The organism is Paenibacillus sp. FSL M8-0142 (genome assembly GCF_038597315.1).
Lineage (GTDB): Bacteria > Bacillota > Bacilli > Paenibacillales > Paenibacillaceae > Paenibacillus_AQ > Paenibacillus_AQ lactis.
The window spans coordinates 5,153,607-5,173,112 of sequence record NZ_CP152008.1; the positions used below are offsets into that span (position 1 = coordinate 5,153,607).

At 52.1% G+C, this 19,506-nt stretch carries 17 protein-coding genes and 1 riboswitch; of the genes, 1 reads left to right on the forward strand and 16 read right to left on the reverse strand.

Annotated features, from left to right (window positions below; genetic code table 11):
* Window positions 1-8: 8 nt before the first annotated feature.
* The 9 genes from NSQ46_RS23685 to rlmD form a co-directional block, all read right to left on the reverse strand.
* Window positions 9-1,619, reverse strand: coding sequence for a hypothetical protein (locus NSQ46_RS23685; protein ID WP_342574933.1), 1,611 nt, complete (start codon window positions 1,617-1,619; stop codon window positions 9-11).
* On the reverse strand, window positions 1,556-2,080 hold the full coding sequence (locus tag NSQ46_RS23690; RefSeq protein WP_342574935.1) for a hypothetical protein: 525 nt from the start codon (window positions 2,078-2,080) through the stop codon (window positions 1,556-1,558). The genes NSQ46_RS23685 and NSQ46_RS23690 overlap by 64 nt, the downstream gene beginning before the upstream one ends.
* Window positions 2,070-3,938 (reverse strand): pilus assembly protein CpaF, encoded by a 1,869-nt coding sequence (locus NSQ46_RS23695; protein ID WP_342574936.1) that lies wholly within the window; start codon window positions 3,936-3,938, stop codon window positions 2,070-2,072. Before NSQ46_RS23695 ends, NSQ46_RS23690 begins: the two co-directional genes overlap by 11 nt.
* Window positions 3,935-4,783: a hypothetical protein gene (locus NSQ46_RS23700; protein ID WP_244996819.1), complete on the reverse strand. Its 849-nt coding sequence runs from the start codon at window positions 4,781-4,783 to the stop codon at window positions 3,935-3,937. The genes NSQ46_RS23695 and NSQ46_RS23700 overlap by 4 nt, the downstream gene beginning before the upstream one ends.
* A gap of 36 nt (window positions 4,784-4,819) precedes the next feature.
* Window positions 4,820-5,542: a hypothetical protein gene (locus NSQ46_RS23705; protein WP_155609866.1), complete on the reverse strand. Its 723-nt coding sequence runs from the start codon at window positions 5,540-5,542 to the stop codon at window positions 4,820-4,822.
* A gap of 9 nt (window positions 5,543-5,551) precedes the next feature.
* Window positions 5,552-6,643 carry an SAF domain-containing protein gene (locus tag NSQ46_RS23710; RefSeq protein ID WP_155609867.1) on the reverse strand — a complete coding sequence of 364 codons (1,092 nt, stop codon included), beginning with the start codon at window positions 6,641-6,643 and terminating at the stop codon, window positions 5,552-5,554.
* A 285-nt stretch (window positions 6,644-6,928) separates the two neighbouring features.
* Window positions 6,929-7,867 carry a ParB/RepB/Spo0J family partition protein gene (locus NSQ46_RS23715; protein WP_213594292.1) on the reverse strand — a complete coding sequence of 313 codons (939 nt, stop codon included), beginning with the start codon at window positions 7,865-7,867 and terminating at the stop codon, window positions 6,929-6,931.
* Complete coding sequence (locus tag NSQ46_RS23720) at window positions 7,815-8,642, reverse strand: AAA family ATPase (RefSeq protein WP_007131635.1); 828 nt, start codon at window positions 8,640-8,642, stop codon at window positions 7,815-7,817. Before NSQ46_RS23720 ends, NSQ46_RS23715 begins: the two co-directional genes overlap by 53 nt.
* Window positions 8,643-8,910: 268 nt before the next feature.
* Complete coding sequence (gene rlmD, locus NSQ46_RS23725) at window positions 8,911-10,530, reverse strand: 23S rRNA (uracil(1939)-C(5))-methyltransferase RlmD (RefSeq protein ID WP_342574943.1); 1,620 nt, start codon at window positions 10,528-10,530, stop codon at window positions 8,911-8,913.
* A 405-nt stretch (window positions 10,531-10,935) separates the two neighbouring features.
* On the opposite strand from rlmD, the gene NSQ46_RS23730 reads away from it, so the two are divergent.
* The gene (locus NSQ46_RS23730; RefSeq protein ID WP_028404495.1) at window positions 10,936-11,712 is read left to right on the forward strand and encodes a sporulation protein; all 777 of its coding nucleotides are present in this window, start codon (window positions 10,936-10,938) and stop codon (window positions 11,710-11,712) included.
* Between the two features lie 64 nt (window positions 11,713-11,776).
* Here NSQ46_RS23730 and NSQ46_RS23735 read toward each other — a convergent pair whose 3' ends face one another.
* The 7 genes from NSQ46_RS23735 to NSQ46_RS23765 form a co-directional block, all read right to left on the reverse strand.
* On the reverse strand, window positions 11,777-12,451 hold the full coding sequence (locus tag NSQ46_RS23735; RefSeq protein ID WP_007131632.1) for a GntR family transcriptional regulator: 675 nt from the start codon (window positions 12,449-12,451) through the stop codon (window positions 11,777-11,779).
* Between the two features lie 93 nt (window positions 12,452-12,544).
* A complete protein-coding gene (locus tag NSQ46_RS23740; RefSeq protein WP_007131631.1) occupies window positions 12,545-13,345 on the reverse strand; it encodes a Nif3-like dinuclear metal center hexameric protein in 801 nt (266 codons plus the stop codon).
* A 309-nt stretch (window positions 13,346-13,654) separates the two neighbouring features.
* Window positions 13,655-14,635 (reverse strand): DMT family transporter, encoded by a 981-nt coding sequence (locus tag NSQ46_RS23745; protein ID WP_342574946.1) that lies wholly within the window; start codon window positions 14,633-14,635, stop codon window positions 13,655-13,657.
* A 144-nt stretch (window positions 14,636-14,779) separates the two neighbouring features.
* Window positions 14,780-14,939: riboswitch (FMN riboswitch) on the reverse strand.
* 240 nt (window positions 14,940-15,179) lie between these two features.
* A complete protein-coding gene (locus NSQ46_RS23750) occupies window positions 15,180-15,389 on the reverse strand; it encodes a hypothetical protein (protein WP_028404493.1) in 210 nt (69 codons plus the stop codon).
* Window positions 15,390-15,743: 354 nt separating this feature from the next.
* A complete protein-coding gene (locus NSQ46_RS23755; RefSeq protein WP_028404492.1) occupies window positions 15,744-17,363 on the reverse strand; it encodes an extracellular solute-binding protein in 1,620 nt (539 codons plus the stop codon).
* A 36-nt stretch (window positions 17,364-17,399) separates the two neighbouring features.
* The gene (locus tag NSQ46_RS23760; RefSeq protein ID WP_007131627.1) at window positions 17,400-18,281 is read right to left on the reverse strand and encodes a carbohydrate ABC transporter permease; all 882 of its coding nucleotides are present in this window, start codon (window positions 18,279-18,281) and stop codon (window positions 17,400-17,402) included.
* A 13-nt stretch (window positions 18,282-18,294) separates the two neighbouring features.
* Window positions 18,295-19,248 (reverse strand): ABC transporter permease subunit, encoded by a 954-nt coding sequence (locus NSQ46_RS23765; RefSeq protein ID WP_210095466.1) that lies wholly within the window; start codon window positions 19,246-19,248, stop codon window positions 18,295-18,297.
* Between the last annotated feature and the right edge of the window lie 258 nt (window positions 19,249-19,506).

The window sequence follows — 19,506 nt, forward strand, 5'->3', positions numbered from 1 at the left end:
AGGATGAATCATTGAATGCGTTGCAATTGCTCGTAGTACACCGACATTTGGTTCAAGCTGACAACAATGAGCGGAATGACCAGATAACCGAAAATAAGCGCCATCATTGGTGCGAACCCGATCATTCTGCCCCAGCCCGCCTTGTGCTCAATCAATCGTTCGTACTCCTGCTTGCGTTCTTCCTGTGCATACACGTACTCGGACTCCAAATCATCAAACGCTTTTCGAATCGGCAGCGTGCTTGCCGCCAGTTCCAGCTTTTCCACCATGCGCACGAATGGCTGAAAAGGCGCATCCTCCTTGAGCTGCGCCAGCGCCTGTTCAGCGCCTTGATCAAAATGGAGCAGGCATGTTTGCAGCGGCTCTTCGAACACGCGGGCGAACTGCTCCATCCAAATTAGCAAATGCTCTACCGACATGCGGTCCATATCGGCCAGCATCGCAATGACCGCCTGCAATTGATCCACTTCATGCTTCATTTCCATTTGCCGCATCTTGCGCTGGAACAGGCGAATGCCGACCGGCGCCCAGTAGCCGACCCAGCCCGCCAAAACGGTCAATAGAGCTTGCCACCATTTGACGTATTGCCTGTCGAGTTTCTCCAACTTGCCCATAATGCGCTGTGCATCCGCGCGAAGCGCTTCATCCGAACGTTCTCCTCCGGTCTCCTTTCGCAACAGCTCCAAGAGCGACTCCTCTGTAGGCCTCACCCCCTTTACTTGATCGATGATTCTCCGATCCAGCACGGCTGCTTCCAGCGCTCTTTCCTGCTCCTCAGGCGTCGCTTGACCAAACAGCGTATCAGCATACACCGGCGCGTACAGCACTTGATGCCGATCCGCATAATGCAAAGCTATGAATAGTCCCATTGCTGCAAGAAAAGCCATGCTTCCCGCCACGATTCGCTGGACATAAAACCATTCCAACCGCAAAGGAGAAGCCGTTTCTTTCAGCAGCTTCACCATCCGTTCCGCTTCCGTTGAGCCAGGAGCAGGACCCAAACGGTGAACGAGCCAACGCATCCAGCCCCGGCCGTGCGCCCATTTCTCCCATCTCTTTCGGCTGGTGATTTTCGGCGAGGTCTCCAAGTTCTGAATATGACGAAGCAGAACATAGGAGAGCCAAACGCCCCCCATCAAGCCGAGCTTTATGCTCCAACCCATCACACTGCTGTAAAAGGCGTCCATCGCCGAAAAATAATAGCTGGCCCATGCTTCAATCGGACGGGTAAACAAGAGCGGAAGCAGGGCAATAACGGACAGCCCATGCAACAAAAAACCAAGGCGTTCCCGGCGCAACAGTTCAAAGTTCAATTCACCGGCCAATTTTCCCAATGCCTTCAAATACAATGATCCGCTATCCGTTTGTTTGTCTCCGTATTCCTTCACCAGATACGACAATCCGGCCAAACCTTTCAAATAACGGTTCGGAGCCGCTTCCAAGTATTGTTCCAGTCGTTCTTCCGCGTGGCTGTCGGTCAACACTTCAACGATTTCCTGGCCGTGCAAAGTCATTTCATACGGCGCTTCATCCGTCGCTTCGTAAATCGCTTCTTCTACCATTCCGTGTCGGTGGTAATGATGACGGACATCCCCGAAAAACTGGCGTAGCTGACGCAACAATCGCATTTCCAACCGTTGTACGAATACGTCTTTACGTCTGTTAACATGCCGTGGCAAACCCAACCGCCAATCATCAGCATGACAAGTGTAAATACATCGCGCACCCAAAGCGTGATCGGCACAGCCGCAGCAAGCAACATGCCCCAGAGCCAAAGCGCCGTCCGCATCGTCTCCAGACGCAGCTTCCACTCATCCCCCAGGTGGAGAATGACCAAACGACGACGAATGAAGTGTAGGTAGGTACGCAAGAGCGGTACACGAGAGCAGAGGGTATAGAGTTGCTGCATGCCGTTGTGCAATGCCTGCTTGTTGCTCGTTTTGGCAGGTTGGCGCAAGGCTTCATACTTTCGTGCTGCCCCGGCTTCCCCATAGCGGGACAAAAATTGAAACGCTATGACCGCTGCAAGAAACAACAGAGTCGCTCCGCCAAGCAGCAGGGAAAGCCACTCAAGATTCATCGCCATCCCCCCAATTACACAAAAACGCCTCGAAAGCTGCCTGGTCCGGACCGGAAAGCCGCTCGGCAATCTCTTTGCGGCTTTGTTCGGACAACGGATGAACCGCAACATAACGGCCATCCCGATATTCAATGACATTTCTCGCTTCATACAGCTTTCGATCCGTGGAGCGTTGGAAGTAATCCGTCACCGTCTCCATAAACGCATCCATCTTCTCATCCAGCGTCTTCTTCTCGCGAAAGTCTGTCCGGTAAGGCACTTCCTGTGCAAGCGGTACGCATTCCGTGATGCGCTCGATATAGCGGCGACCGTCCGCATCCCGTTTTAAATGAATATCGAAGTTGATGACGCTGACCACTTGCTGTTCTGCCACCTGTTCATTGGTAAACACGCCGGTTTTGAGCAATGAATTGCGCAAGGACAACACCAAATCGCGAAACGTTTTGGCGTGGTGGGTAAACAACGTAAAAAGTGAAGCCACTTGCGCCATTTGAATCATCCAGGCCGCTACCGGGTCGGTCGCCACCTCACCCAAAATGTTGACCGAGCCGTCCGTTTTTTTCTGTATATCCAGCCCAGCCTGACCGGAGATCGTTTCAGTTTCCCGAAGGCTGAGAATATTACGATTCGGATAAATTTTGCGCAGTTGCAGTTCAAAGCTCATCTCTTGAACGCGAATCGGGAGCAGGGCGGATATATGACGCACCATGGCCATAAGCAGCGTCGTTTTCCCGCTGCCTTGCGCGCCAGTTATCGCCGTAATGCGCTCTCCCATCACAAGATAGCGAATCAGAGCAATCGGCAGTTCCGCATGTTCATCGCGAATCAACTGTTCTAAAGTGGCATTTTGCACATCAAATTTGCGCACAAAAAAAGCCCACGACTCGACAAATCGGGGGCGCAGCACCACGACTCGAGAACCGTCGGCCATTTCATTCACCTTGTATCCGGTCGTTTCGGACAACTGGCCGGGAAAATTATGTTTGTAGATGTTTTGGCATACACGCCGCAGTTCCAGTTCCGATCCAAAGGAGAGGAAACTGAGGTGAATGGATTTCCCTTCATAAAAAAACCACACACTATCATGCGCCCGCGGCACTTCGCCGAGTTGAACATCCCCTTCCCAATCCCATGTTTCTTCCCATACGGAAGGCGGCAAACCGGAAACTCCACCGGACACGCCGTCAATGCGCATATCGCGCAACTCGTCCACGACACTAAAGCCTTTGTAGTGCTGGTAAATGCGCTGCACCACGATTTGCAGTTTATCCTCTTCCGATAGCCGGACGTCTTCTTGTTCATAAATCTCGCCGATCTCTTCAGCCGTGATACGGTAAGACAGCTCCTGTTCTTCTTGGACATCCGGCTTGGGCCGATCCAGATCATAGCGGCGTATGAGTTCACTAAGCGCATGATAGCCGTGACGTTTTTTGTATACATGAAGCAAGATGTCAAACCGATCCTGATGCGACAACGATTCAGGGCGATCAAATGGGATCAACCGGTTCAGATGTTCATGATCCAACGTATAGTGCTGTGCAAGCAAATCCGTTATATATTGCTTAACATACATTTTGTCACGCAGATCGCCAGACGTGCATCCGCGCAGCGCTTTTTTCATCTCGGCCCGCTTGTTTTTCCGTCGCCGGTACTCTTCTTCTGATAGACCGTAATCCGTCAGATTGGCGCTTATCACGTCATGTAGTGCTCCTTTGACGTATTCTTCCATCGCCTTCAACGTGTACACCGGCGCTTCCTGCTGGCGTTCCGGCAAGGTTCGGCTCATGCGCAAATACAGGAACAATACGCCAATCAAGACAATGCCTCCGATCAACAGACCATGTAACACGCCCATCATATCGGGGTCTCCTTCCCGCCGAAAAAGGCATTGTGCAAACCCGTTTGTTCAGTCAACGCCTGTGCCAACGCTCGCACGTCCCGCATAAACAGATAGTTTTCATGTTCCCTCGGCACTTGCCGATTGCGATACATGTATGAAATCGCCTGCCCGTTTTGTCCATCATCCAACCACCGTGTATTGTAACTGACCGAACATGCTTGTAAGCGCCGTCCATAAGGACGCAACAAATTTTTATGGGTCAAAGATGAGTACCGATCATATTTTCCGAACACAAGCACATGCTTTTTAGTTGCGAGCATCGCTTGAAGTTCATCCATCCGAAAAAAACGATGGACAGCCAACCGATTTTGCGGGAGGCACACCACCAGCACATCCGCCAGCCGCAGTAAACCGTTGGTCCATTCCGATGAATTTCCGCTGCCGCCATCCACAAACACAAGATCATACATCCGTTTCGCCATGCTTAGCAGCGGTTCCATCCAAGGCGTGGCCATGTCAATAAAACGATCATCCGGCTTGCTTGAACCCGGCAGCAAGTCGAGCCTGTCCTTTAACAAAGGCAGCGTGTAATCCCGAATCATGTTGGGTTGCAATTTTCGGTTTTGCAGCAGTCGCAACAACGCATCTACACCCATATTGACTGAGACATCCATGTCCATCTCCCGAGAGGCATGCGTTTGATAAAAGCATTGCTTCAAGGCGATATCGTGACTTTCACAATGACCCAGCAGCAACATGTGTGCCGAATATTCCAGTCCCATGACCGAGGCAGTCGCTGCCAGATTGCTCGTTGTCCCGGTTCCCGATACCGGACTCCAAAACACGATTGTATGTCCCGTCACCGTGTCCCCTCCTCTCAATCATTTTGATCAGCCTGATTAGCGACGGAAGATGGCGCGTTCTTGGCGAAGCCGCTTCCATGCCTTGCGAACGGTTTTGTCGTCCCAATCAAACAACTGTTGTGCCATCTCCGATATGGTGCGACGATACGTTCCCGATAGTCCCTTCACATCGATTCGGCCATGATGCTGGTTTTCCAGCTCGGCGGATACATCACGCTCATCCAGCGGAAAACGAAAAACCGCTTCCTCCCAGCGAATGGTCTGCTGAGCAAAAGCGGAATCGAGATACGTCTCGGTGACAGTCAGATGAACAACGGATAGCATCATCTTGTAAAACGATACCGGTTGATTCTGCGCTTCATGCAAGCATAACCGCTGCATCAATTCGACATTTCGCTGCATGGTCAATCGGTTGAAATTGCTGCACCAGATCCGCTTGTCGTAATGGGGCAACTCCCGCCCTTTGACCATTTCGGTATGGTCGGTGTCCAGCAGCATCACATCATAATCCATGCCACTTGCTTTCTGATACAAGTATCGTTCCATCTGCGAATACAAGATAAAACCACAGGCCACGTCCACACCTTCAAACTCGTAGAGCGGGGCGCGTAATTCTTCCTGCGGCAAATATCCTTGTGTCGTTTGTGCGAGAGTGGAGTCCACCACCAGCACCTTGTAATCCATTGCGGCCAGGAGTTTGCCAAGCAATAACAGCACATGGCTTTTATCCGGCGCTCCTAAAAATACAATCTTTTTCATGGTTCCTCCTTATTGATTAAAGATTTCTGAATAATCCGGGTCCGTTTCTGACTCTGGCTCGGACGCAGGCGGTGGATCGGGCAACGTCGCTTCGGGCGATTCTTCTTCTACCACGACCGGAACGGAAGAAGGCGGCTGTTCATCTTCTCCTTGCACCGACTCTTGGTCATCCTGCTCCGGGAAACTAGGGGGCTGCGGCATTTGCTGAGCGGCATTGCTTTGCTGTGTTGCGGCCCGTTCATTCATGAGTTGTTGCTGCACGGTGACATTGCCGTACATCACCCGCATTTTGTCCGCTTCGCTCATTTCATTCAGGTTGCTTTCCAACCTTTCGCGTTGCTGACGAGCCAGCTCAGTAGAAACCTGCTCAACCAGGTTCGGGTTTTGCTCCAATAAATCCAACACCATCGGATTGGCCGGATAAGTCGCCGTCGCTGCCTCTTGCAGTCCCGGTTCGATATAGGGCACCGCGTATAATCTTGCGCCTTGCAGATAAGCATCGATGATCGCGCTTGATGTGAGCAGCAGGTCGGTTTCATTCATCTCCAGCCAAATGACGGTTCCCTCGCGATCAAGCACCTGCTTTTTGGCAAGCACAACGAAATCTTCGCCAGTCGGGAAGTTGATCCTCACATCGATATACTGTGCTTTTCCCAGATGCGACGGAAGCTGAATGATTTGAAACTCTTGTGTCCGCACATCCTTGGCAATCGGGTTGCCCTCATACAGCACAGAAGCAAGAAGCGGCATTCCCGGGCGAAGTTCAACTTTGGCGTGTTTACCGACCGCCTCTTCTTCCTTAACGATCATTTCGGGCGAAACCAATGCGGTCGGCAGGGTCATCGCCGTGACGTCTTCCGGTTCGATCTGGTCACCGGCCGGAATGGTTCGAGCCACGGTCCATACCGTTTGCAGCGATTCTTCTTTAGTCGCTGTTAACTGTTCTATTTGCCTCTCATAATGGGCGATCACTTCCTGATGTTCCTGCTGTTGTTCAGCTTGTCTCATCAAGTGAAAAATGGCAGCCGACACGAGCAAAAGAATGCCGATCAAAATGGCAGCGATCACCAGCATCTTGCGATGACGATAGGTCCAAGACATGCTCACGACTCCTTTCTATACCAATGAATTTCAACTTCCTTCGTTCTTATTGCTTTTCCGCTTGTCTCGCCTTCGTTTTCTCCGTTCCCCTTTAGCTGTGTTGGAACGTTCCGATTCATCCTCCGGTTCTCTACGGTCGAAGCCGGGCCTTTCTTTCATTAACCGTTCATATTTTCGCCATTTACCTTCCGTAAAGAGCATCTCCGTCACCTCCTTGTAGGCACAAAAAAACTCCCCCGACTATGGAGAGTAAGGAATGGCTATTTTTGTTCATGTTGCTAAAGATTATCGTTCATGTTCGCGCTGCCGCTTGCGATACCAGCTTTCCAACAGTTGAACAATAAGGTCCTCCTTTTGTTTTTCAGTGAAATTCTTAGGGAAAAAGCGATCAATGCGCTCCCGCTGAATGTGCATTTTTTCCCTCTGATTGGGCTTTTCCTCCGTCAAAATCGAGAAGATAACATCCATATTGAGCCGTCCGCCCTGACTCAGTTTCTTCATACGCAGCGCCTGCGACAAAGAGGGCGTACAGTCTTCGGACTGTATCGTTTCATAAAGGTCTTGCTGCTCTTTTTCGGCCAAATAAGACAACTCGACAGCCGGATTAAACGCGATCCGTTTTTCATCTACCATTTCAAGAATGGATGGGATCAAATGAGTCAAGCGAATATACCGCTGAATTTGATTGCGACTTTCTCCAACTTGATCTGCTAGCAGTTCATCGGAACGTTTTTGTGTCCCAACTTGGGACACATTTTCTTTACTTGGTCTGCCTGCCTGTCTTTTCATCGCCTCCAGCTTCATCTTATAAGCAAACGCCTTCTCGCTAGGCGCGATATGCTCTCTTTGCAGGTTGCTGTCCACCATAATAATGGTCGCTTGATCGTCGTCCAGTTCGCGGACGATGCAAGGCATCATTTCCATACCCGCCAGCTCGCTCGCCTTTTTCCGCCGATGTCCGGCGACCATCTCATAACCGCCCTCTGCCTTCGGACGTACTAATCCAGGAACCAATACGCCGTATTGCTTCACACTATCTGCCATTTCCAGCATCGCTTCATCCGCTTTTACTTTGAATGGATGATCGGGGAAATCGCTGATCTCTGACAACGGGATGTCCATCACTTTTTCCCGCTGTGCATCGGCGCGGCTCTCATCGGTCGAAAACAAATCATCGACTGTGGTCAGCTTGATGCTGGCGCGTCTGTCGTCTTTCTTTGCCAATACCCTTCACCTCCTTTGTAAATGCCGCATACGCTTCGGCTACTTGTCCGTTCGGATCATGCTTATAAATGCTCTTCCCCTTGGCGCTCGTTTCCGCCGCACGGATGGAAAGCGGAATTTCCGTTTGAAACACACGCAGCTTGTCTCCATAATCACGCCGAAGAACAAAGGAAATATCCTTGGCAAAGTTGGTCCGGTTGTCCACCATCGTCAGCAGCACGCCATCTACCAGCAACTTCGGGTTGATTTGGCGTCGGACACGGGAAATGGTTTGCAAAAGCTGCGTCATTCCTTTCGCCGGTAAATAATGCGCCTGAACCGGAATGATGACGCTATCAGCAGCCGCCAGTGCATTGATGGTCAACATGCCCAAGCTGGGCATACAGTCAATAAGGACATAATCATAGTCCTTTTTCACCTTGTCTATATAGGAGCGCAAGATCGTTTCCCTGCTCATTGTATTGACAAGCGAGACTTCAACAGCAGACAATTCGATGTTACCGGGCATTAGGTCAATCCCTTCGGGATGGTGCAAAATGCCTTTTTGGGGCGGATACGATTCTTCCAACATATTTTTAACGAGCAGTGTAGCCAAAGAAATTGACAAATTATCCGGTTCGCGGTAACCCAACGCATCTGTCAAATTGCCTTGTGCATCCGCATCCACTAGAAGAACCTTTTTACCTTCAGTCGCCAAGCCAATACCTAAATTAACAGCCGTAGTCGTTTTGCCGACACCGCCTTTCTGATTGGCAAGAGCAATCACCTTCGTCATTCGCTGTTCCTCCTTTCATGAAAAATGCCGGCTGCCTGAGAGGGACAACCGGCTCTTTGAAGAAATATCTATATAAAAAGAGAACGCCCCGATAAGGACGCTCTCTTGGATATTCTTGTTTTCAATTAAAAATCACTAGGTGTATCTATCCATTCCAAGTCGAGAACAATAGAAACCTCGATTTTATCGTTTAACACCTTATTCCTGTAGTCCTTTCCATTAGTCGTAAACGAAGCATACTTTGCAGAATACTGATAATTCAGTACTTCTACGTATCGTCTCGACATATTCCTATTACGCACTCCACATGACTCGTCTGCGGAAACATATCGACCGGCTGCACCCAATCGATCTCATAGCCTCCGTCCAGCAGCACCTTGCAATCCTTCGCCAACGTCGACGGGTTGCAGGAGACGTACACGAACCGCTTCGGTTTGGTGCGGAGGATCGTCTCCAGAAAGCGCGGGTCCAGGCCGGTCCGCGGCGGATCCGCGATTATGACGTCGGGACGCAATCCGTCCTTGACCCAGCGCGGCAGCAGCTCCTCTGCCTGTCCGACATGGAAGCTTGCATTGGTGCGGCCGTTGCGCTGCGCGTTGATACAGGCGTCCTCCACCGCTTCGGGAATCGCCTCGATCCCGCGGATCTCCTTCGCATACGGAGCCAGCCACAGCCCAATCGTGCCTGTCCCGCAGTAGGCATCAATGACCGTCTCTTGACCGGTCAGTCCGGCCGCAGCACGCACCGATTCATACAGCTTCACCGTCTGCTGCGGATTCAGCTGGAAGAATGCCCGCGGCGACAGCGCAAACTGCAGGTCGCTCAGCGATTCCTGCATGTTCTCGGCTCCCCACAGGGTTATCGTCCGCTCTCCGAATATGAGGGAGGTCTTCTTCGGGTTGATGTTCATGGCAATGCCGCTGACCTCCGGCATCGTCAGGCGCAGCATTCGAACAAAGTCGTCCTGCCGCGGCAGACGGCTGCCTGCCGTTACGAGCGTCACCTGCAGCTCGCCGGACTGGAAGCCGTGGCGGACCACGATGGTTCGCACCCCATCCTTGCTCCCGTTCTCCTTATATAGAGGAATGCGCAATTCCTCCAACACCGACTTCACCTTTTCCACCGCTTCGTTCACCTTCGGATGCTGGATCGGGCAGCCGCTGATATCGACGATGGAATGGCTGTCGGCTTCATACAGTCCCGCTATGACCTCGCGGCCCTGCCGCTTTAGCTGCAGCTGGGCTTTATTCCGATAATTCCACGGATGCTCCATCCCGAGGATCGGCTTAAACCGCAGATTGTCCAATCCGGCGTACCGGTTGAACGCCTCCCGGACGATATCGGTCTTCGCCGCAAGCTGGCCCTCATAGGATATGTGCTGGATCTGGCAGCCTCCGCATATCCCGAACACCGGACACGGCGGCTCGATCCGGTGGGGTGAACGCTTCTCCACTTCCAGCAGCTGGGCCTTGATGAATTTCGGCTGAACCTCTTGGACCTCCGCCTTGACGACTTCATCCGTAATGGCGCCGTCAATAAAGACCGCCTTGCGGCGATAGTAGCCGACGCCTTCGCCGTTGATGCCGAGCCGCTTGATCGTCACGATGATGATATCGCCGGACTTCAGCTCCTCCGCATTGGTGGTATTGGAAGTTGAACGCCGTTTCTGGTTATATGAATGAGGCGCCTTCCCCGCTTTCGGATTCGGCCTTTCCTTGGAAGAAGCAGCCTTTCGGCCTGATGCTGGCTTCGAATCTTCTCGCAAGTAGGCCGGCTTCCCGGAAGGCTTCGGACGGCTCGACGCCGCCGGTCCGTTCGGTTTGGCTCCTTCTGCCTTGCTATGCTTGTTATTCTTGTTATTATGCGCAGAACGTTGTTGTTTGCTCATGTTACATACTCCATCCTTAAAGGGTATCGACTTCACTATACCATGCGCCCTCCGCGAAAGCTAACTCCTGGCGGCAAGCCGCTGCATCTATGCAGATGAGAGGGAAGCAAGCCCTGTTGAGGATACATGTCGTCGGGCGATCATGAATGAGTCCCCCGCGAAGCGATCGTGTCGGCACGGCGAATCTGCGAGAGCACCACTTTATTTCCCTAAAAAATATTTTTTGAAAAATGCCTTGATGTAAGAAACTTCCGGCCGCTTTTGTCCGTATAAGCCAGTATTATACATCCTAATATAGGATGAACAAATGAATGGGCTGCGGGCACGATTGTAGGAACATTTTACGTACTTGGCCCACATTCAGTTCAATCGTTCGTCTTATATACTTTAAGGAGGACAACGTTCATGTCGTTTTTCAACAAAATTCTGGCCAGCGTCGGGATCGGCGCAGCGCAGATTGATACCCGCCTGGAGAAATCCTCATATTATCCGGGGGAGGAAGTAAGCGGGATCGTCTATATTCGGGGCGGCAATGTGGAACAGAAGGTGGACCGCATCTACCTAAAGGTAATGACCGAGTATATCCGCGAGCGGGATGACAGCAAATTCACGGAATCCTGCGTGCTGGCTAAGGTTAGCATTACCGACTCCCTGCTTGTAAAGGCGGGCGATGAACTGGAAATCCCGTTCTCCTTCCCGCTTCCGCTGGAAACGCCGCTCACGCTCTCCAGACAGCGGGTATGGGTTCATACCGGACTTGATATCGAAAATGCAATCGATCCGAAGGATTACGACTATATTGAGGTTACGCCAGGGCCGGAGGCAGCTGTTATATTCGACGCGGCTTCCGAGCTCGGGTTCCAGTTTAAAACGGCCTCCTGCGAATATCATTCCCGACTGGGACGCGGGGTTCCGTTCGTGCAGGAAATTGAATTCTATCCGGGACGTGAATACGCAAGCCGGATGCGTGAGCTGGAGCTGATTCTGTATCCCCAGCGCGACGGAATTTCGGTTCTGGTCGAGGTTGACCGGAAGGGAAGCGGTGTTGCAGGCTGGCTTGAACGCTCGCTGGATATGGATGAGCGCCACAGCTGGTTGACGCTGAGCAGCGCGGATCTTCAAGAAGGACCGTCGCGCGTTGCGGATCTTCTCGATCAAGTCATTCAACGATCGATACGATAAGCCTGGTCTCCAGAGCTAAAAAAAGATGGCCTCTGCCGATGCAGGGGTCATCTTTTTGTGCGGTTTATATAAAATATTGAGGGTACTTCTGGCGAAGCAGGTCCTGCTCCACAACGACCAGGCGCAAATGGCCTTCCATGGTCTTCACGGCCTGCTCCGTCTCCCCGCTCACGATCAGCCGATAAATCTCCTTATGCTGGGCAATGATCGTCTCCCAGTTGGAGTCCATCGAGAGCCGCAGCAGACGCAGCCGGTTGAAGTGGATATTGAGCTGCTGGAGCATTTTCCATGTCCGTTCCTTCCCCGTGCCTGCGAACAGTATTTGATGGAACTCTTCGTCCAGCTCGAACAGCTTATATCGGTTGCGGTTGTCCGCGCTCACATCCTGCAGCGCAAGATTGGTCTCTAAGCGAAAACGGTGCTCCTCCGGGAAACGCTCGCAAGCCAGCGCAACGATCTCCTTCTCAATCTTCTCCCTGATAAACCGGCCCTCCTCCACATGCGTAAGGTTGATCCTGGATACAAGCGTCCCGCTCTGCGGAATGATATCCAGCAGCTCCTCCTCGGCAAGCTTCATGAAGGCTTCGCGTACCGGCGTTCGGCTGACCTGCAGCTCTTCGGCAATTTCCTTCTCCGATATTTTGGTGCCCGGCTCCAGATCGAGGCGCATAATACGGTCTTTTAATAGATGATATGAATAATCCCGGGTCGATCCTTTGATCCTTGGCCCTGTTGACATACGGTTACCTCTTTCTATCCATACAATTTCTTGATATTCTCTCTCTCGATATCTTTCCAGATACAGTAGTACATCGACCGAACAAGTTTAAGTCTAGATGATATGAATCAACGGACGTGCCGGGAGAAAATGAACGGGAAGCTCCTGAAAATAGTCCCGAAGCCGATCGGCAACCAGCCGCATGCCCGGCTCCTCGCTCGCCCCATGCCCGAGCAGCATCAGCGCTTGGTCCCGTCCTTGCGCAGCCGCATCGGCGACGTATTCGGGCGTCTCCCACTCCGGTCCTTCGCCTGCAATCAGCATATCCATCCGCTCGCGTTCATACAGCGGAATGGCGTGCTGCCCGCCTCCCCGATAGCCAACCGCGATTCCGATCCGTTTGCATACCGTGTCCCGGCTGCCCACAAAGCGAACGTACGGCAGATGCAGCCGATCCTTGATATATTCTGCGATCCCTTGAACGGTCATCCCCTCCGGCAGAGCCACGATGGCCGCTGTTGGCAGATGCTTCTCGAGCTGGTCATTCCAGCCCAAGGTTTTAACCAGCCCTTCGGTTATCACGTCGGGCTCGGTCCGATGCGGAGCATCATGCAGCCGGTATATATTCATCCCCTTGGAGCGGATACGCTCCAGCTTGGCCTGAACGACCGGGCTGTCCCCCAAATGATCCGGCCCAGCTTCATGATGGCTGTAAAAGACGCCCTCATGCGTAATCAACAAATTCGCGCCCAATTCCGCCGCCCGTACGATCACGTCGTGCGAAGCAATGAAGGCAACCGCAATTCCCCGAACAGCCGCGCCCCCGTCCCCCGCCACGATTCCGTCGACCGAGGCATCCGGCGATCCGGATTGTCCCGTTAATCGATCAATGACATCTTGGACCGTTATAGTCATAGGCAACCCATCCACCTTTTCATACTAGTATGGCAGTTGGTTACCACTTTAATCGAGAGTTGCTCCGATTTCAACTGCTTTTTTATCCAGACCTATGAAAAAAGCCTTCTCCCCGCAGGTTAGAAGCGAAGATAGCTCCGTTACCAAGGGAAAAGGGCTGTTAACGACGGTTATGAAATCATGCGTTGGCCTCGATATACCGGCGGACCTCCTCAAGGGTGAATGCCCGCCGGGTCATGGAAGTTATACGCCGTGAAGCTTTAGATTATGAATTATTCATTAAGAAGTCATTCATTAAGAAGTCATTCATTACGATAGCGTCCGCTCAGACGATTCCGACTGCCTCGATATGACAAACAGAACGATCCAGATCAGCAGAAAGCCCAGCAGCTGGGCGCTTGTCACAACCTCCTGGAATACGATCCAGTTAATGAGAACGCCGACCATAGGGAAGCTCAGCTCGGCAAGCGTTGCGACGGAGGCCTTCGTAGTAGTCAGCCCTTTATAATACACCAGCAGGCTCAAGAGTCCCGGCAGCAGCGCCTGGCCGATCAGATTCAAGGATACCGCGGCAAAAGCGCCGGTACCGAATGCCGGCATATTCCATGCGGCTCCTTCGTTCCACGTCATGAAGGCCAGCAGCGGCAGCGCCAGCACGAAGCGCAGCGAGGTCACCGTCTCATACTTCAGCTTGCCGACCATCAGCCGTCCCATCACCGTCGAGCCGCCCCATAATGCGGCTGCGCCCAACGATAAGAGGCTTCCGATCTGCACAAAATCGTTCCAGTGACCAATAGGCAGCGTCATGCCAAAGGTAAGCAGATAAGTGCCCGCCAGAGCAACAATAAGCAAAATGCCAAAGTGGCGAGGCAGCTTCTCCTTCAGAAGCAGGCTGGCGAGCATGATCGCAAACAGCGGCTGAAGCTTCTGCAGCAGCAGGACGGCGTTCAGGTTGCCGTTTGACAGACCCATCGTGAACAGGATCGTGGCCAGCGCGGAGCCGCCCCAGGAGATAAACAGCAGCGCTCCGACATGGCGCCAGCCGATACCTCGCAATTCAACGCGGTTTCTCCACAAAACCGGAATGGCAATCAAGGAAATGATGATGTGCTCGAGCAAAACAATCTGCGCCGACGTCAGGTTTTTCAGAAGAATGACCCTGAACAAAGGGTCCACGCCCCAGAGGGCCGCTCCCAATACGACAAGCCAAAACCCTCCCCGCATTCGGCCCCTTGCTTGTGCGCCGGAATCGTAAGGCTTGACCTTGACACCGGTATTTACGTTATCCATCTCTAGCTCTCTCCTCATCCTGAATACGGAGGTCTTACCAGCAGAAAGCCCCCGCTTGCCGAGCATGTCGGCGTAAACGGGGGCTGATCAAATAAGCCTGCTATCATGCGATTTTTTCGAAAAAAAACCCACAGCAAACCAAGCTTTGATCTTCTCCCATCCGGACTATACCGTCGGCCTTGGAATTGCACCAAGTCAGTCGCGATTGCAGCCTTGCAAGAGCCAGCTGTCGCGAGTCGCGGGCTAAGCTTCGAATCGAAGCATCACCGCCGGTCAGGAATTTCACCTTACCCCGAAGATCCATATTCATGTTTTATTTTTTAAATGCTGCAACAAACTCAAACCAGGGTATCCCGGTTGATGTTGTATGGTATGGAAATTATACCATGAATGGTTTCATGAAAATACATTTTTCTTTCAAATTAAAAAGATATATTTTTCTTTACTAACAATTATACAGCAAATATATAATAGTTACCACAACTTTTTTCACTCTGATTCTAGTCCTGTCTTATAATGGACAGCTCTTTGACAATGATACTGCTTAATCAAACACGCCGAAATGCCTCATCGTCGCAACCGTGATCAGGATAAACCAGCGAATCACGATAAAAGCCCAAAAAATGAGTATCGCTTTGAACAGCAATTCCACCATCCGCTCGATTCTCGGAAAGCGCCCGTACCTGCGTCTCGGCCTGAATACCCATTCCGCTACCCCTTTTGGAATCTTCTTCATGGAAACCTTCCGCTCCATCGCTACACAGCCCCCTCTTAAACCATCATCATAACTCCCGCCAATGATGACTTGAGCTCCTGACGCTGCAACGACCTGCGGGTCAACATCTTTTCATAAATATTACCATTCCATATAGAGAAAATCACCAGCAAAAATCACGGCGCCAGTCGGACACGTTCTTTCCACAATGCCCCTGATCGTGCTGCTTGGAGATGCGTAATTGACGTCTATGCCTTTATATCAAACCTCAGCGCATATATACGAGCAATACCTCTCAGGAATAACGGAAACAGCCCGCAATCAAGGGATATTCCCTTGAGCGGGCTGCTCATGCTTGCACAATAATAGCTTATACCCTAAACCAACCGCTTGTTACTCCGCCTGGTAGCGGTCGTATGCCGCCTGATACACTCGCATGTATTCCTCCAGGCCCATCTTGTTCAGCGTGTTCACGTACTCGTCCCACTGGTCGAAGGATGCGGAGCCATTGACGAACTTCGCCTCCATCTCGGTGACATAATCCTGAATATCCTTGCCGATCGAGGACATGATATCCGTCTCTTCCAGCGTAAAGTTGAAGTTATACAGAATTTCCTTCACTGCATAAGGCTCCGCCTTCTCGGCTGCCGCCATCGCGCTCGGAAGCGTCTCGGAGCCCTTGAACCAGCTCTCCCGCACCAATCCCGGATAGCTGCCGCCAAGCCATGTAAAGTACTTCGCCAGCGCCTGGTCCTGTGTCAAGCCGTCCGGATTTTCGGTAATTTCCTTCACATATTCAAGCTGACCGTCGGCGTTCTTCGTGTAGGTCTCGCCTTCTTTACCCATGAAGTAGAACTGCGCTCCCTCATCGCCATAGAAGTAATCCATCCAGCGAATCGTCGCCTCCGGATTCGGGTTCTTGTCCGTGATCGCAAATGCCCCTACGTGGACCATCGGCACCTTTACGTGGGAGTACAGCTGATCGCCGTGAGGTCCCTTGAGCGCACCGAGACCGATATATTCCTTGCGTCCCATGACGGTCTCCGGATTCGGCACGACGGTAGCCCCGAGCAAGCCTTCCTGCCCTTTCGCGTTCAAAGCGCCGCCTTCAATCGTGAAGATCTCTTTATCCAGCAGTCCTTCCTTATATAGCTTGTTCATGAACTCCAGCATTTCCTTGTATTTCGGCTCCGCCTTCGTAAACCGCAGCTTGCCTGTTTCCGGATCGACATCGACGAACTTATGGCCAAGCCCGCTCGTTCCAAGGCCCCAGGAGCCCTTCAAATGGTCAACGAGACCGGTGATGCCCGTTGCAGAGTATGGAATCTCGTCATGCTTGCCGTTGCCGTTCAGGTCGGTTTCCTTAACCGCCTTCAGGTAGGCGTAGAACTCCTCGGTAGTCTTCGGCTCCTCCATACCGAGCTTATCCAGCCATTCCTGATTGATCCACAGCGGCGTACCGATCAGCATCGAGAGCAGCTCCGGATCGTAGAAGGATGGCAAGGAATAAATGTTGCCGTCCGGCATCGTCAAGCCCTTGCGGATATCCGGGTACTGCTCCATCAGCTTCTTGAAATTCGGCGCATATTTATCGATCAGGTCATTCAGCGGAATGAAGACGCCTTGCTCGCCGTAGCGCGTCAGCTCAGCCGACCCTACCCGGGCGGAGTAGAACACGTCCGGATAATCCCCGCCGGCAAGCGCCAGGTTCCGCTTCTCGGTCAGCGTCTCGAACGGAACAAGGTTGAACGTAATGTTCATGTTGGTCATGTCCTTATACGTCTTCCATACGAGCGTATCCTCGAACTTGCTTCCGTTTGTCGGCGATTTGCCCGTGAAGAAGGTCAGGTTGAGCGGTTCATTTACGATCGGCATGCCGGTCTCGTTGAAATTGGACTTGGCCGTCTCCCCCTCCTTCGTTGCGCCATCCCCGCTTTTGCTCCCGCAGCCAGCCAGCAGCCCCGCTGCCAGCACCGCTGTCAATGTGAGCGAAACCCATTTTTTCACCATAATTGTCACTGCCTCCTATAGTCTTATCATTTGAATATGTCAGCCTTTAATGGCTCCAATCATGACTCCCTTGACAAAATACTTCTGCAAGAACGGATACAAGAGCAGCATCGGCAGATTGGTCACAATGACCGCCGCGTATTTGATTGCTTCCGCATCCATCAGACTCCGGGCCAGCGAATCGTCGCTGATATCGACCATTTCCTGCATCTGCCCTTGGACGAGAATTTCCCGCAGGAACAGCTGCAGCGGATAATTCGACCGGTCGGATAGATAGATCAGGGCGGTGAAATAGGAATTCCAGTGGCCGACCGCGTAGAACAGCACCATAACGGCCAGGATCGGACCGGAGAGCGGAAGCACGATGCGAAACAGCACCCGCATATTCGAGCAGCCGTCGATGAAGGCCGCTTCCTGCATCTCCTTCGGAATGGAGTTCTGGAAGAACGTACGCATGATGATGATGTTCCATACCGACACCGCGGACGGAATAATCATAGCCCAGATCGTATCGAGCATGCCAAGCTCCTTAACCAGCAGGTAGCTCGGAATCATGCCGCCGCTGAAGAACATGGTGAAGACGATGATGAGCATGAACCCGTTGCGTCCCTTAAAGTCCGCCCTCGATAACGGATACGCCGCCGCGATCGTCATCACGAGGTTCAGCGCCGTCCCCGTTACCGTATAGAGCACGGTGTTCAGAAATCCTTGAATGATCTCCTTGTTGGCGAACAGCCGCTCATATCCGACAAACGACAATTCCTTGGGCCACAGCCATACTTCTCCGCGCATCACCGTCTCCGGCGCGCTGATCGAAGCGATAAGCACAAAATATAACGGATACAATACAACAAGCGAAATTAATGATAATATAATGTAAATACAGATTCCGGCAATGCGTTCGCTCCGGCTTTGTGGCATAGCTGCTTCCTCCTTACCATAGGCTGGTCTCGCTGACTCTGCGGGCGATCCGGTTGACGGTAATCAGCATGATAAAGTTGACGACGGAGTTGAATAATCCGACCGCCGCCGAGTAACTGTACTGGGCGCCCAGGATCCCGCTTCGGTATACGTTCGTGGCGATAACGTCCGAGGCTTCCATGTTGAGCGAATTTTGCATCAGGAAGACCTTCTCGAAGCCGACCCCCAGAATGGATCCGATGTTCAGAATCAGCAGAATGATCATCGTTGGGGCGATCCCCGGCAGATTGATATGCCAGATTCGCCGGAACCAGCCTGCACCGTCCACCTTGGCGGCCTCATGCAGCTGCGGATCGATGCCCGCGAGCGCCGCCAAATAAATGATGGAGCTCCACCCCATGCTCTGCCAGACGCCGGACCACACATAGATGCTCTTAAACCAGGACGGCTCCGTCATAAAGGCAATCGGTTCCCCGCCAAAGGAGGTGATAATGAAATTGACAAGTCCGCTGACCGGAGACAGAAACATCATGATCATGCCGACGACCACGACCGTTGACAAGAAATGAGGTGCATAAGTTACCGTTTGAATGAACCGGCGAAACCGGCCCGACCGCGCTTCGTTGATCATCAAGGCAAGTATGATCGGAATCGGGAACCCGACAATCAATTCATACAGCCCGATGCCAAGGGTATTTTTAATGATTCTCCAGAAGTAGAAGCTGTTAAAGAAGCGCTCGAAATGCTTGAAGCCTACCCAAGGACTTTCCAGAATGCCTTTATTGGCGATAAAATCCTTGAAGGCGATCTGTACCCCGTACATCGGCACGTAGTGAAACACGATGAAGTAGAGCAGAACCGGCAGGAATAATAGATACAGCTGCCAGTTTTTGCGCACCTGCCTCACCGTACCTCGCCAGACGCTGCTGCCACGTGTGCTGCCGGGTTTTGTTGAATGCGCTTCCATGTTACGAACCTGACGCTCTAAAATCGGACATCCCCTCACTTTCGTTTCTGAACCTTTCTCCTGCTCTTCGGTTCACATCTGCATCATATACGACCGATTGCCAGGATGGGTATTGACCATTTTTTCGATGTCTCGCCTTTCATTGGATTGCCGGGCTGCCGGGCGTTTTTCCTAAATTAAAGCTTAAAATCTAAAATAATGACTATTCCTTTTTTACGGTGGGTTAACACCACGCAGCACGATCCTTAATACTTGTCC